Raw genomic sequence first — 13562 nt, 5'->3', positions numbered from 1 at the left:
GTCTCGCTACTCGATTCCGATGAGCATCACGCAGACCCTCCTCGAACTTCTCGTTCGGTACGGCTACATCGGCATCTTCGTCTTCACGTTTCTCGAGACATCGATGGTGTTCCCGTTTCTCCCCAGCGAGGTCGCCGTCCCCGCGATAGCCGCCGTCGCCGTCGCGTCGACGCAGGGGGCCCTCGTGTTCGCTCTCGCCGGTGCGGCCGGCGGGACGATAGGGGGACTGTTCGCGTACCGCGCCTTCGGGACGAAAGGGGCGTCGGCCGCCGAGGCGTACGGCGGACGTATCAACGTCTCGCAGACGGAGATAGACCGCGGGCAACGTCTGTTCAACCGGTGGGGGCAACACTCCGTCCTCTGGGGACGATTCCTGCCGTTCGTCCGGTCGGTCGTCTCCATCCCCGCCGGCTTCGCGGGGATGAACGTCGTTCGCTTCACCGTCTACACCGCGGTCGGAACGTTCCTGTTCAACCTCGCGGTGGCCGCCCTGCTGTTGTACGGAAAGCGGCAGTTCGACCGACTCGGCTTCCGTCACGTCGCCGGCGAACTGCTCCGTATCGGAGGGGCGCACGCCGCCTCGAACCCCGTCGTCGCGGCTCTCGTCGCCGCGGTTCTCGTCGTCGCGGTCGGATGGGGCGTCCGCCGGATGGTTTCGGCGGACGGGTAGCGGGCGTCACGGCCGTCGCGGGCAAACGATGGACTACGACGGGCGCGGCGGGGCCGCGTCGCTCGCGGTATCGATTCCCGAGAGAAGAGTCGTCGGACCCGGTCCCCCCGAACCGGGTCCGTCCGCGTCGAGTCGGTAGGCAGCGACTCGTTCGTCGTCCGGCCGCCCGTTCAGTCGGCGGCGACGTTGGGTGACGGGGCGGCCGTGACGTCGACGTTCCACGCTTGGTCGACGACGACTTCGCACCCGGCGAGCGTGAACGTCACGTGTCCCTCGACTAACGCCGCGCGGTTCGGCATCCCCACGAACAGTTCCTTGACCGCGTCGAGGTCGACAACGTCGTACAGTCGCTCGTCGAGTTCCAGCGGTTCGACGCCTTTCTCCTCGGCCACCGCGCTCACGATCTTCCAGTCGAGTTCCTCGTCCACCATCGCACCGTCGTTCTTCCCCATCTGATTCATACTTCTGCCACTGTCCTATCGGCATAAGTCGATTGCAACTATGCTGTTAGTGGTGCGGCCAAACGAAGGCTATATAGATAGCTAGAGCCGAGTTACCAAACCTCTTTCCGTGGGACTCCCGGAATGTAGAAAAACGACATCGCTTTCGAGAGAGATTCACCGACGCCTTCGCTGTTCGTCCGACAGCAGGTTGTCGAGGAGTTTCCGTTCGGCGACACGGAGGTGCCGCGCAAATGTGGGTTGTGCGACACCCAGCGACTCCGCGAGGTCGCTCGCCGTCCGTTCGCGGGGCCAGTCGAAGTACCCCGAGAAGTAGGCGGTACGCAGCGCCTCGAACTGCCGGTCGGTCAACGCCTCCCTCAATCCGGCGCGGAAAGACTGTTGGGTCTCTATCGACCGCTCGCGGGTCCGCTTGGCGCTCAGTTCGGTTCCGGGGTACTGCTCCTGCAGAAGTTCGACGAACTCGCGCACGTCCGACCCCGGAGCGAGTTCGACGACGACGTCGAGGGCGTCGGGCGTCGAACTGAGCGTGCGGACGACGGCACCGAGGTCCGCGAGCCGAGACGGGAGCGCCTCGGCGGCCAACTGCACTTCCACCAGCGTCTCGTCGTCCCGTTCGACGACCTTCCGCACCCGTTCGACCACCGTCAGCGACGACAGGGATTCGATGTCGGCGTCGGACCCTTTCACCGTCAGGTACAGCAGCGACGACCCCGATGGCTGCGGCACCGTCCCCTCCAGTTCGATCTGCCCCCCGAAGGCCTGCGAGATGCGGAGCAGCGGGGCGTTAGGACTAGTGATTCGGATGTCGAGTTCGATGAGCGACTCGGTGTGCAGCGACTCCTTCGCCTCCGCGCCGTTGATGGCGTTCGCCGTCGTGACGCCGAGTTCCTCGAACATGAGCCTCGTCCGTTCGTCGAACGCGTTCGGTTCGGTCGCGTAGACGGTCAGGGCGCCGTAGCCGAACTCGCCGTACGTCAGCGGAAAGCTGGCGACGGAGACGAACCCCCTGTCCAAGGCGTCGCGCCGCCACCGGTACTCCTGAATTCGCTGGCCGGCGTTGTCGACGACGGTCGTCTCGCCGTTCTGGATGGTCCGCACGCTCGGTTCGACCTCGAACGACTCGGGGTCGTCCGTCAGGCAGTCGAGGTAGCCGCGTTCGGCGCCCGCCCACGCGCGCGGGACGATAGACTCGGAGACGCGGTCGTACGTGCCGACCCACGCGAACGCGATGGAGGGTCCGTCCACCAACTGCTCGCACACCGCCTTCTCGATGGCCTCGCGGGAGTCCGCCTCGACGAGAACGCGGTTCACCTCCCGAAGGAGTTCGTTGAAGCGGTTGAGGCTGGTCAGTTCCTCGTTCCGCTGAGAGAGCTCTCCCCTCCGACGTTCGAGTTCGACCGACCGAGCCACGCGGTCGAGCGCCGCTTCGGCGTTCGCGGCCAGGAGGTGCGTCAGGGTCGACTGCCCGCGCGGGGAGTCTTCCCCCGAGGATACCGTCGCCAACACGCCGTGTTCGCCGAGCGGAATCACGACGCTCTCGCCGTTCGATAACTCCGGGACGTCCGCGGGGGCGAGTTCGTCCCACTCGTCGAGCGTCGTCTCGACCGTTCCGAGCGCTATCGACTCGTGTTCCGCGAAACACGTCCACAGCGCGCCGTCGCCCGGTCCGATGCGCGTGGGCGTCCCTTCGCCCTCCCACGCTACCGGTCGGAGCGCCCCCGCTTCCTCGTCGTACAGGTAGACGACGACCGACTCCAGTTCGAGAATCTCCGTCGCCGTGTTCAGCACCGTCTCGCCCACGTCGGGTTTGGTCTGCGACTCGAACAGTTCGTGCGCCGACCGGTTCAGCGACGTCAGCGTCTTCTCGTACCGCTTTCTGTCCGTGATGTCGCGGATAACCCCCACCATTCCGTGGGAGCCGTCGTTGAACGAGAGCGCGGAGAAGCGCGTCTCGACGGGTAGCGTGCTCCCGTCCGCCGTCTGCAACTCGACGTCGAGACGGCCGTCCGACCGCTCGCCCATCAGTATCTCCTGGATGAGGGCGCTGGCCTCCACGATGACCGACTCGTCCGCGAGCATCGTCGAGTGCGAGCCGACCAGTTCCTCGCGGTCGTACCCCGTCATCTGCGTGACGGCGTCGTTGACTTCCGTGATGAGGAAGTTCTCGTCGAGGATGTAGATGCCGTCGTCGATGGTCTCCAGGATGCGTTCGTAGCGGTCCAGCGACTCCCGCGTCTCCGTCTCCTCGGTGACGTCGCGGAATCGGAGCGCGACGCCGTCGGGCAGAGGGACGGCCTGCCCCGACACGCGCCGCCCGTCGGGAAGCGTCTCCTCGAACACCGTCGTCTCCCCGGACAGCACCGCCTCCCAACACGACGCTCCCACCGCGCGCAGGGACGGATAGTCGGACCACAAGTGCGTCTCGGTGTCCGCGTTGGCGCCGGGGTCCTCGGACGGATGGTCGGACTCAGATTCCCCGTCGGCGCTCGCATCCGCCGGGTGCTCCCCCACGAGTTCGGCGAACGCGTCGGTCGCCGCTCCGACTCGCCAGCGCCGGTCGAGAACGCACGCGGCGTCGTCGAATGCGTTCGCGCTCTCGACGAGCGTCGCCGCCGACTTTCCGCCCTCGCCATCGAGTTCGTCGGCACCCGAGAGCCACGCGACCTGCGCCGGGAGCGACTCGGTGGGGGCGAGCACGTCTGTCGCGCCCGCGCGGTAGGCGGTGCTTACCGACTCGTCGTCCGGGTTCGGAAGGACGACGACGACCGGAGCGGGACCGAATCCCCTGGTCGGGATGGCGTCGACGGTCGTACAGACGAGACAGTCCGCGTCAGCGTCTTCGTTCGTACTCGCGCCTGCCCGTGTCTCGCCCTCTCCGGACGTGGGTAGCAGCGAGACGCGTTCGTCGTCGCGAAGGAGACTCCGGACGTCCGACGCGGAGGCGCCGTCGCCGAGGAGACGGACTCGCACCGCGGACTGGGTCGCAGTCGACTCGGCGGTCATGGGACGCAGGTAGCGCGCGGCCGACAATAAGTGGTCGTGTCGACGAGGGCAAAAAATTCACAAATATATGAATGTACGGGCAGTATGCGGCAATTTGTGCAGCTATAATGTTCATATTATCTTGAATGTATACAAAATAGTAAGATTAAGGAGGAAGATTAATACGTTAGTACTCTGTTAATCGGAGTATGTCGGGGAGAGCAGCATACCAGCACTCGGATGGGATCCTTGGGGGGACTCCCGCAGACTGTATCGAAGCCGTTAGACAGACCGAACTACCGCCGCGCGTCCGCGAACTCTCGGACGAGTACGACCGAACTGTGGGGGGCCGCGACGTATTCCTCTGGCAGTGGATCCACCGCCTGTTCGACGCGTTCACGCTTCCGTGCGTCCCGTCGGACGTGATGGAGGAGGTCAAGACGACGAAGACGATGCTGACGATGTACATCACCGTCCTCGACGACTTGGCGGACCACTTCGGCGACCGCGAGACGTTCGAACAGGCGCGCCGCCTTCCGTACGCGCCCGAGTCGGTTCGCTACGACGCCCCCGGTGTCGACACGGAGATTCTGGAGTTCGCCGAGACGCTCTGGAACGAGGTTAATAGCCGATTAACCCAGGCTCCGTGCTACGAGGAGCAGCTGGACGTCTTCCAGTTCGACCTGCGACAGGCGCTCAACGCCATGGAGTACGCGCGCGTCCTCAACGACAACCGCGAGATAGCCAACTTGGAGGAGTCCCAGCACTACGGCCCGTTCAACATGGTGATGTTCCCGTACGCGGGCATCGACATCATGTGGACGCCGTCGTTCGACCGCACGGAGTTGGGGGAACTCCGCGAACTGCTCCTCGAACTGCAGGGGATGGCTCGTATCGGCAACTGGGTGACGACCTGGGAGCGCGAACTGTACGAGGACGACTACACGGCCGGTGTCGTCGTCGACGCCCTCGACAAGGGCATCATCACGGCCGACGACGAACCCGACCGGGCCATCGCGGCAATCCAGGACAACGGCGTGGCCGAGCGGTTCGAAGACGAGTGGTACGAGCGGTACGAAGCCGTCTCCGAACGCGAGTTCGACATCGAGAGCTTCGACGTGGACTGTCTGATTCGGGGGATGAAGACGGTGATGGAGTTCCACGTTTCGAGCTACGGACAGAAGTAACGCGAACGCGCGGCGCGGTCTCTTTTCGGCGGTCGAACATCAAACATCTGACCGAGCAGTTATACCGCCGCCGGCGCATCTCCGAACTGATGCATCTGGGGGACGTTCGCGACGGAACACTGTACTGCACGTCCGGTCTGGAGTCCGTCGTGCTAAATCCCGCCGACGGGACGGCGGTTCGGAGTCGGTTTCCGGACCCGCCCGGCGTTCCGAAGCGCATCCGGTTCCGAGCGTTGCACTCCACCGTCGGAAAATCGTTTCTCGCTCCCGTCACGGGGCGTTACCAGTCGTCGAACGTCTGGGCGCTCTCCGCGGAGTCGCTCCTCGCCAACGTCGGTTCGCGCGTCTACCGCTCGGGAGACGGGGGTCGCTCGTGGATGCACGTTCTCGACCTTCCTCCATCGTCCCCGCCGAAAGGACTCCTGCCCAGTTCCGTCTGCCGCTACGAGGGCGACGTGTATCTCGCGGAGTACGCCCTCCGCGACGAACCGGGCCGTATCCGCGTCAGCGACGACGACGGGCGCACGTGGTCGGTGTTCCTCGAACGCGACGACGTGCGGCACTTTCACGGCGTCTACGCCGACCCCCATGGAGGGATGCTCTGGGCGAATACCGGCGACGGGGACGAGGAGAGTTCTATCGGCGTCGTCGCCGACGGGCGGTACGAACCCCTCGGCTCCGGGAGTCAGGCGTGGCGGGGCGTCCAACTCGGATTCACGCCCGAGGCCGTCTTCTGGGGTAAGGACGCGTCGTTCGCCGCGAACAAACCCATCTACAAGCTTCCGCGCGAACGCCTCTCGGACCCGAGTCCCGAACCGGACGTCGTCGGAGCCACGGACGGCGTCCTGTTCTACGTCGAGACGGTCGAACACGGCGGCGAACACTACGTCGTCGGGTCGGCGAGTTCGCAGACGGGCGTCGACAGCACGGCCCCCGCGGACCAGCAGCGAAACACCTGTCCGCGGGAGGTGCGCGTCCTCGCCGCGTCCAGCGCGGACGGCTACGAGTCGTGGCACGAACTCTGCTCCTTCGAACGCCGACGCACCCTCGGCGACGTGCTTCCGCGGGTCCCGACGACGGACGCACACGCCTTCGTTCGCGCCGACTCGAAACTCGGTCTCCTGGTAAATCCGTCCAACACCGCCGCGCGCGATGGTCAGGTGCTCCGGATACCGCTGTCGGACCTCGCCGACACCGTCGACGCGGGTTCGACGCGCGCGTCCTCCCGACGACCCCCGTCGATTCGGAGCGTTGCAAAGCGTTTCCTCCGTTGAACGCCTGCTCGCTGTACTCCCCGATTTCGAGCTTTAGGACGCCATTAATACCACGAACCGCTCAGAGAGTGACGAGATAGTAGGGGTCGTCGCGGAGTTCGGCACCCAGCACGCGTTCCACCTTGTCGAGTCGAGAGACGTAGACGTTGAGGCCGTTCAGGTCGTACGTGTTCAGCGCGCCGGCGCGTCGAAGGCGACGCATTATCTTCGGCTTGTTCCACGAGTACAGCGGCGACCGCAGCGTCTCGTACGTCTGCTCGATCCGTTCGTGCTCCGTGGGCGTCCGATAGATGACGCCCTCGTGAGTCCGCGTCTCCACGTACGGCACATCGTGCTTCGCTTCGAGGTAGTGGAGATGCGAGCAGGTGAACCACGGCGTTCCGACGTTCATTAGAAGCGCCTCGTCGCGTACCAGTCGGGCGAAACATCCCTCTTCGTGGTAGGTGTCGCGGTGGACGCAGTCGTCGAAGCGGTACGGTCCCTTCACCAGAAACGACTTTATCGCGTCGTCCGTCCGGTAGTCGGCGTCCTCGTGGAACTGCCGGACGAACGCGCCGTGCTTCGGCCGCGAGAACTGCTTGTGGTACACCCCCGAGACGGTGAAGTAGTCGGTGAACCCCGGCGCCACGACGCTCTCGAATCGCTCCGCCAGTCGACCGAGCAGAAAGCGGTAGGGGTCGACGTCGAACGCGTCTCTCACGTCGCCGAGGCCGGCGTGAACGAACACTTGGTCGTGTCCGACGGCGTGTCGGTCCAACAGGTCGTCGAACGCCGATTTCGACGCCCGTGAGGCGCCGCGTCGAAGCCGCACCTGTTTGAGCGCCTGGTGTTTCACCAGGTTGCCGACGCGACGCGCCTGCGTCGGTGCGTTCGCGTACGTCGTCACGCCGTCCGACCCTCCTCGGCGTCCACTCCGTTCGAACTCCCCGCGCCTGTTCGACTCACGAATACGAGAACTCCCCGCGCGCCCGTATACGTTCCTTCTCGTCTCGCCGTCGTCTCGGAATACCTCGGAGACTCGTTCGGTCGATTACCCGTAGAGTTACTTTGCACCCGGTACGGCTATCCCGTACGCAATGGACGACATCGACCTGCTGGTCGTGGGGCCGACGGGCGGGAAGGACGGCGGCATCGGTCGGTATATCTCCGAACAACTGCGCCACCTCGACGATAGGCTCTCGGTCCGACTGTTCAACTCCAAGACGCCGTCGGCTGACGGACCGCTGAGTCTCGCCCGCGGCGGCCTCCACGCCGTCGCCGACTGGGTTCGGTTCGCCCGCGAATCTCCACCCGACGTCGTCCACGTCCACACCTCCCACTATCTCTCCTTTTATCTCTCCTCGGCGTACGTTCTCTTCGCCTCGCGTCGCTGGGACGTGCCCGTCGTGCTTCACGTCCACGGCTCTTCGTTCGACGAGTTCGTCGCAGAGGCGTCCGGCCCCGTCGCCGCTCTCCAGTCGCTCGTCTTCGACGCTTGCGACGCCGTCGTCGTCCTCTCGGAGTACTGGCGCGAGACGCTCTCCGTTCGCGTCGACGACTCGAAACTGGTCGTTCTGCCGAACGCGGTGGTCCCCGACGAGTATGACCCCGGCACCGCCGCGGACCCACAGCACGTCGTCTTCGTTTCGAGTCACGTCGAGCGGAAGGGTATCGCCGAGTTCGCGGCGGCGGTCTCGGAGTTGTACGATCGTGGCTTCGACTTCCGCACCACGGTCGCCGGCTCCGGTCCGCTCTCGTCTCACGCCGAGACCCTCGCGGCCGAGTACGACGACGCCGAGTACGTCGGCTACGTGACCGAAGCCGAGAAGCGGGACCTCCTGAGCGACGCGTCGGTGTACGTCCTCCCGACCTACGCGGAGGGTCTTCCGATCGCTATCTTAGAGGCGATGGCGGGTGGTAACGCGGTCGTCTCGACGGACGTCGGCAGCATCGCCTCGGTCGTCGACGAAGCCAACGGTGCCGTCGTCCGACCGGGTGACGTGGAGGACCTCGTCTCCGCGATGGCGGATATCCTTCGGGACTCGGAGACGGCGGCCCGGATGGGCACCGAGAGCCGTCGCCGCGTCGAGGCGGATTACGCGTGGAGCGGCGTCGCCGACGAACTCGTCTCGCTGTACGCCCGACTGCTCGGCCGGCCGGCCGACCGAGCGAACGTCGCCCAACGCTGAACGCGGAACGGTACTACGAGTTCTAAAGAAGTGAGCCGTAGCCCCGTCCCGGTTCTCTCATCTCGGTAAACACCTCGCTCGAAGTTGTTCGGCCGCCACCAGGGCGCTTGACGAAGGAAGTGCTGTGACTGTGGTCGACAATCATGTTTCGTCACCGGCGGCCGAACCGTCGCATCCTCGATTATCTGTCCATCCGTTTCTCGGTACCGCTCGATTTCAAAGTTCGTTGGGTGACTGTGGTAAGAATCACATCTCGCTCGTCACGTCGAACGGTGTGAGGCTGCCTCCGGTACGAGGTCAGATGCGCTACTCGGAGCGACTACCGTCGCCGTCGCTCTCGGGTCGAAGCGTCGCGAAAAAGTGAAAGAAAGTCGAGAGCCGGCGTGAGCCGGTAGTTAGCGTAGGTCGTTAGTCGCGGCGGACTGCCAGCAGAGCCGCAGCCAGCAGTGCCGTCACGGCGACGACCACACCGAAGCCGGGCGTGCCACCGTCAGTGGAACCGGTCGTGGTTCCCTCACTGGGGGTCGCCGAGCCTTCGGACGTGGTCTCGCCGGGCGTTTCGGTGGGCGTCTCGGACATCTCGGTGCCGGTCATCTCGGTACCCGTACCGGGGGTTTCCGACATCGTACCTTCGCCCGTGCCCGTACCCGTCATGTTCTGGCCTTCGACGATGATGCCGTCCTCGCTAGCGATTTCGTCGCTACCGCTGCGGACCACCATGTCGAATTCCGTACCGACTTCGACGTCCGAGGTGTCGAACGTCGTCATGACGGTACCGTTGCCGTCAGTTTCGACCGTGTTCGAGAGCAGGAAGGCGGAGTTCGAGGCCGAACTGCGGAGGCGGACAACGACTTCGGAGCCGCCCGCGAGGTTCGTGTCGAACTCGACCTGTGCGTTCTGCGACTGCGCGACCTCGAACTGGTCGTCGTCGTTCAGGTCGAGGGTCGCGTCAGGTTCCTCGGCCGTGAACGTCGTGGAGACGCTCTCCTCTTCCTCGTCGTCGACGTAGTCGATCGGACTCGTGTCCGCGTCCTCGTCGCCGACGGTGAAGGTCGCGTCGTACTCCGTGTCGTCGTCGACGTCGACGTTACGCGTGTCGACGACCACGAAGAACTGATCGGAGCTCTCGTTCTGGTAGATTGCCGTGTTGCTGCTGTCGAGGTCGAGTTCACTCGAGTCGGCGTTCGCACCGGCGTCAGCCTCCTCGACGGTGAACTGCATACCCTCGTCGCCGTTCAGCAGCGAGTCAACGTTATCCTCGTCGATGACACCAGAGGTACCGCTGGCGTTCACCTGAACAACGAGACGGTCGCCGATGGCGACCACGTTGCTCTCGTTGACGTTCTCGAGGAGTTCCTGCGCGTCGTCGAACTCGTCTGCGTTACCGCTCGCTGCGGTCCACGTGGCGATGCCGCTCGTGTTACGCTCGCCGAGGTCGAGCGTCGCGACGTCCTGCTCGTCCTCGACTTCATCGTCCTCGACGTTGTAGTCGAGCGACGTGCTCGTGCGGAGGTCGTAGTCACCGGTCTCGAGGCGCTCGCTGAGAGTGCCGTCGACTGCTCCGGGGAGACCGTTGTCCTCCGTCTCGACGTCGCCCGTGGCGAGTTCGAGTTCGTCGTCAGAGTCTTCGACGAGCTCGAACGGGTTCACGTTGCTCTCGTTCGCGGTGTAGGTGTTGAACGTGAAGTTCACCATACCGTCGTCGTCGTCGTCCGTGAGCTTGACGACTTCGAGGTAGTTCACGTCGTCACCGCCGACGTAGACGTACGCTTCGTCGCGGTCTTCCATGTTGACCGACATCTCGACGACGTCACCGACCTGCTCGGTGTAGACCGAGTCAGCGAAGTTGACGTCAGCGTCCGACTCTTCGACCGCGATGGAAGCCGAGTCGGAGGCCGTCGTGTCCGTCACTTCGACGTCGAACTCGTAGTCACCGGCGTCGATATCGTCGCCGAAGTCAGCAGGAATCTCGTCCTGCTCGCCCGCGTCGAGGTAGACACTGTCGTCCTCGTCGTTCGTGCCGACGAAGGCGTCAGAGTCACCGAAGATCGTTTCGAGGTCGTCAGCGTCGAGACCGTCGGCGCTGACTTCCACGATGTAGTCGCTGCGACCCGATTCGAGCTCGAGGTCCTCGCTGTCACCCTGCGTGACGGAGTCCTCGCTCCAGTTGGCCGTGAGGCTCTGGACCGCGACCTCGAACTCGACCGCGTTCGCACCGTTGACACCGGTGCCGTCGGAGACAACGTAGTCTCCTTCGAGGTCGTCGGTGTCAATTTCGACGTAGCCGTTCTCAGCGCTGAGCTGCTCGACGAAGCTGCTCTGGCTGATTTCGCCGCCGTCGCGCTCGTCGACTTCGCGGAGCGTGAGGCTGTCGTTCAGACCACTGACGTCAACCTGGACGGTCTGGCCCTGGAAGATGACGTCGTTGTCGCCTGCGGCGTTAGCCTCAAGAGCGACGGGGACGGTGGTGTTCTCGCCTGCCTCGTTCGAGACCGTGAAGTTCACGCTGTCACCGATCAGGTCGAGACCGAGGTCAGACGTGTCGTGGACGAGCGCCAGCGTGACGTTGCCGGTCTCGGTCGCGTTACCCTCGTTGGTAATGTCGACCGTGACTTCGCCGTTGTCGATGTTGGTGTCCGTGACGGCGAAGCTGCCGTTCTCGTTCTCGAAGGAAGCACCGACACCGAGAACGTCAACAGCGCTCGGGATGCCGCTAATCGTAATCGTTTCTGTCTCGTCAGCATCCAGCGTGGTGCTGAATGTTACGTCTTGGGTAGCCGTGTCCTGGCCGACGGCAACCGGGTCAGCGCTGGCGGAGCCGGTATCGAGGGCGCTGACCGTTCCAACGCCTGCAAAGACCGACATGACCACCAGTGCCGCCATCAGCAGGGCACGGAGATTGTTTGTTTCGCTCATGTATGTTTAGTTGAGTCGACAACACCTGCTTTCGCCCCGAACGCCGGAAGCGCCCGAGGACTACTCGCCTGTGCCGTCATGGGTAGGGGTACGATTTTCTCGGCCCGCCGCCGGTAAATACTTTCTGTATTCTAATCCGTCTGAGACTTCCTCTCGCTTTATATCGTCCGCGCGACCCGAAAACCCGCTAATCGACCGCCCACGGGCGAATCGAGCACGCTCGTTCCGTTTGTACTCGTTTGCAACACTTTATATACGAGGCGGTGAAACGTGTGTTGTAGGTAATTACAACACGCCCAATGAACCGAAACCAACTCATCGCCATCGCGTTCGTCGGTCTGCTCGTCGCGCCCGGAACGGCGGCCGCGGTGGTGCGAGGGTCTCCCGACCTCGCCGTCTTTACACCCGACAACTCCGTCTCGCCCGGCGAACAGACCACGCTGAACGTCCAGATACAGAACACCGGCGACGTCGACGTCGGTTCGGCGAACACCGCCCTGGTGTCGCAGGTCACCACCGCACGCGGCGTGACCGCCAGCCTCGACGCCGACGGCACGCCCATCGAAGTCGAGACCGGTCAGACGGCCGTCGGAACCATCCAGGACGGCCAGATTCGGACGGCCGGCTTCACCATCACCGTTCCCGAGGGCGTCGAGGAGGGGACCTACGAGTTAGAGATGGAGGTCGACTACTCCTACACCTCCCAGGTCGCAGAGACCACCAGTTCCTACACGAACCGCGAGACGTCCGAGACGTACACGGTCGAAGTGCGCGTCGAGGACCAAGCGCGCTTCCGCGTCGTCGACACTTCCTCGAACGTCCTCGTGGGCGACGAGGGGACCGTCTCCCTCGACGTGCGTAATATCGGCTCCCAACCCGCCCGCGACGCCACGGTCAACCTTCGCTCCTCGACCGCGGACATCCGCTTCGGCGAGTCCGCGTCGGCCTCCCGCTTCGTCGGCAACTGGAGCGCCGGCGAGACCAAGACCGTCGAGTTCGAGGCCACCGCCACCAACAGCGCCGCCACGAGCAGTTACTCGCTGACGAGCGACGTCCAGTTCGAGGACACCGACGGCGTCCCCGCACGCTCGAACAACCTCTCCGTGGGCATCACCCCCCGCGGCGAACAGTCCTTCTCGCTGTCGAACGTCAGTAGCGACCTCCGCGTCGGCGAGGAGGGGACCGTTTCGGGCACCATCACGAATCAGGGGCCGCAGGTCGCACAGAACGCGGTCGTCACCGTCCAGACGAACTCCGGTACCCTATCGAGTCAGGAGTCAGAGTACGCCATCGGCACCCTGCGCCCGAACCAGTCCGCGCAGTTCGAGTTCACTGTCGACGTGAGCGAGAGCGCCGACCCCGGCGCGCGCCAACTCACGCACGCGGTGGAGTATCAGAACGGCGACGGCGACGACCGGACGAGCAAGTCGCTGAACAGTCGCGTGCAGATCAACGAGAGCCGCGACCGCTTTTCGGTCTCGGTCGACGAGAGCCTCGAAGTGCCCATCGGCAACAGCGAAGTCGTCGCGGTGAACGTCACCAACAACGGCGAGGAGCCGCTGACGGACGTGAGCGCGAAGGCGTACGTCAACGACCCGCTCTCCTTGGACGACGACGAGGCGTTCTTGGGTCGACTCGCCCCCGGTGAAACGAAGACCGTGCGCGTGAGCGCGAGCGTCGCAGGGTCGGCCATCAACAAGACGTACCCGATGTCGATGGACTTCCAGTACGCGCGACCGAACGGCGACACCGAAATCTCCGAGACGTACAAAGTTCCCGTCTCCGCGACCGAACCCGAGGAGAGCGGCCTCCCGCTCACGGGCATCGCGCTCGGCGTCGTCGCGCTTCTGGTCATCGGCGGCGTCGTCCTCTACCGCAGGCGGCAATAACAGCCCGAGTAC

9 protein-coding genes are annotated in these 13562 nt (G+C 64.4%); 5 read left to right on the top strand and 4 right to left on the bottom strand.

The features are described from left to right. Positions 1-19 precede the first annotated feature (19 nt). Positions 20-670: a DedA family protein gene (locus tag NDI76_RS16865; RefSeq protein ID WP_310925310.1), complete on the top strand. Its 651-nt coding sequence runs from the start codon at positions 20-22 to the stop codon at positions 668-670. Between the two features lie 170 nt (positions 671-840). Here the strand turns inward: NDI76_RS16865 and NDI76_RS16860 are convergent, their stop codons facing one another. Beyond that, positions 841-1131 carry a HalOD1 output domain-containing protein gene (locus NDI76_RS16860; protein WP_310925309.1) on the bottom strand — a complete coding sequence of 97 codons (291 nt, stop codon included), beginning with the start codon at positions 1129-1131 and terminating at the stop codon, positions 841-843. Between the two features lie 156 nt (positions 1132-1287). After that, positions 1288-4137, bottom strand: a complete 2850-nt coding sequence (locus NDI76_RS16855; protein ID WP_310925308.1) for a bacterio-opsin activator domain-containing protein — start codon at positions 4135-4137, stop codon at positions 1288-1290. Positions 4138-4457: 320 nt separating this feature from the next. Between NDI76_RS16855 and NDI76_RS16850 the strand changes: the two genes are divergently transcribed. Together NDI76_RS16850 and NDI76_RS16845 are read left to right on the top strand one after the other, a co-directional pair. After that, positions 4458-5303 carry a hypothetical protein gene (locus NDI76_RS16850; RefSeq protein WP_310925307.1) on the top strand — a complete coding sequence of 282 codons (846 nt, stop codon included), beginning with the start codon at positions 4458-4460 and terminating at the stop codon, positions 5301-5303. 89 nt (positions 5304-5392) lie between these two features. Next, entirely contained in the window at positions 5393-6577 is a 1185-nt protein-coding gene (locus tag NDI76_RS16845) for a beta propeller repeat protein (RefSeq protein WP_310925306.1), read from the top strand. Positions 6578-6638: 61 nt separating this feature from the next. Here the strand turns inward: NDI76_RS16845 and NDI76_RS16840 are convergent, their stop codons facing one another. Then, entirely contained in the window at positions 6639-7463 is an 825-nt protein-coding gene (locus tag NDI76_RS16840; RefSeq protein ID WP_310925305.1) for an AAC(3) family N-acetyltransferase, read from the bottom strand. 190 nt (positions 7464-7653) lie between these two features. Between NDI76_RS16840 and NDI76_RS16835 the strand changes: the two genes are divergently transcribed. Next, a complete protein-coding gene (locus NDI76_RS16835) occupies positions 7654-8745 on the top strand; it encodes a glycosyltransferase family 4 protein (RefSeq protein ID WP_310925304.1) in 1092 nt (363 codons plus the stop codon). A 408-nt stretch (positions 8746-9153) separates the two neighbouring features. On the opposite strand, the gene NDI76_RS16830 is transcribed toward NDI76_RS16835, so the two are convergent. Continuing rightward, positions 9154-11661 carry a DUF7827 domain-containing protein gene (locus NDI76_RS16830; RefSeq protein ID WP_310925303.1) on the bottom strand — a complete coding sequence of 836 codons (2508 nt, stop codon included), beginning with the start codon at positions 11659-11661 and terminating at the stop codon, positions 9154-9156. Between the two features lie 299 nt (positions 11662-11960). On the opposite strand from NDI76_RS16830, the gene NDI76_RS16825 reads away from it, so the two are divergent. Further along, complete coding sequence (locus NDI76_RS16825; RefSeq protein ID WP_310925302.1) at positions 11961-13550, top strand: COG1361 S-layer family protein; 1590 nt, start codon at positions 11961-11963, stop codon at positions 13548-13550. Positions 13551-13562 lie beyond the last annotated feature (12 nt).

Source organism: Halogeometricum sp. S1BR25-6, from assembly GCF_031624495.1.
In the GTDB taxonomy this organism is placed as follows: Archaea; Halobacteriota; Halobacteria; order Halobacteriales; family Haloferacaceae; genus Halogeometricum; species Halogeometricum salsisoli.
The sequence above is the reverse complement of the archived record's forward strand: the minus strand, read 5'-3'. Positions and strand labels throughout refer to the sequence as shown.

Bases quoted from the DNA above. Each gene is read 5' to 3' on its own strand.
- NDI76_RS16845 (WP_310925306.1), top strand. From the start codon at position 5,393: ATGCATCTGGGGGACGTTCGCGACGGAACACTGTACTGCACGTCCGGT.
- NDI76_RS16825 (WP_310925302.1), top strand. From the start codon at position 11,961: ATGAACCGAAACCAACTCATCGCCATCGCGTTCGTCGGTCTGCTCGTC.
- NDI76_RS16855 (WP_310925308.1), bottom strand. From the start codon at position 4,137: ATGACCGCCGAGTCGACTGCGACCCAGTCCGCGGTGCGAGTCCGTCTC.
- NDI76_RS16860 (WP_310925309.1), bottom strand. From the start codon at position 1,131: ATGAATCAGATGGGGAAGAACGACGGTGCGATGGTGGACGAGGAACTC.
- NDI76_RS16865 (WP_310925310.1), top strand. From the start codon at position 20: ATGAGCATCACGCAGACCCTCCTCGAACTTCTCGTTCGGTACGGCTAC.
- NDI76_RS16830 (WP_310925303.1), bottom strand. From the start codon at position 11,661: ATGAGCGAAACAAACAATCTCCGTGCCCTGCTGATGGCGGCACTGGTG.
- NDI76_RS16835 (WP_310925304.1), top strand. From the start codon at position 7,654: ATGGACGACATCGACCTGCTGGTCGTGGGGCCGACGGGCGGGAAGGAC.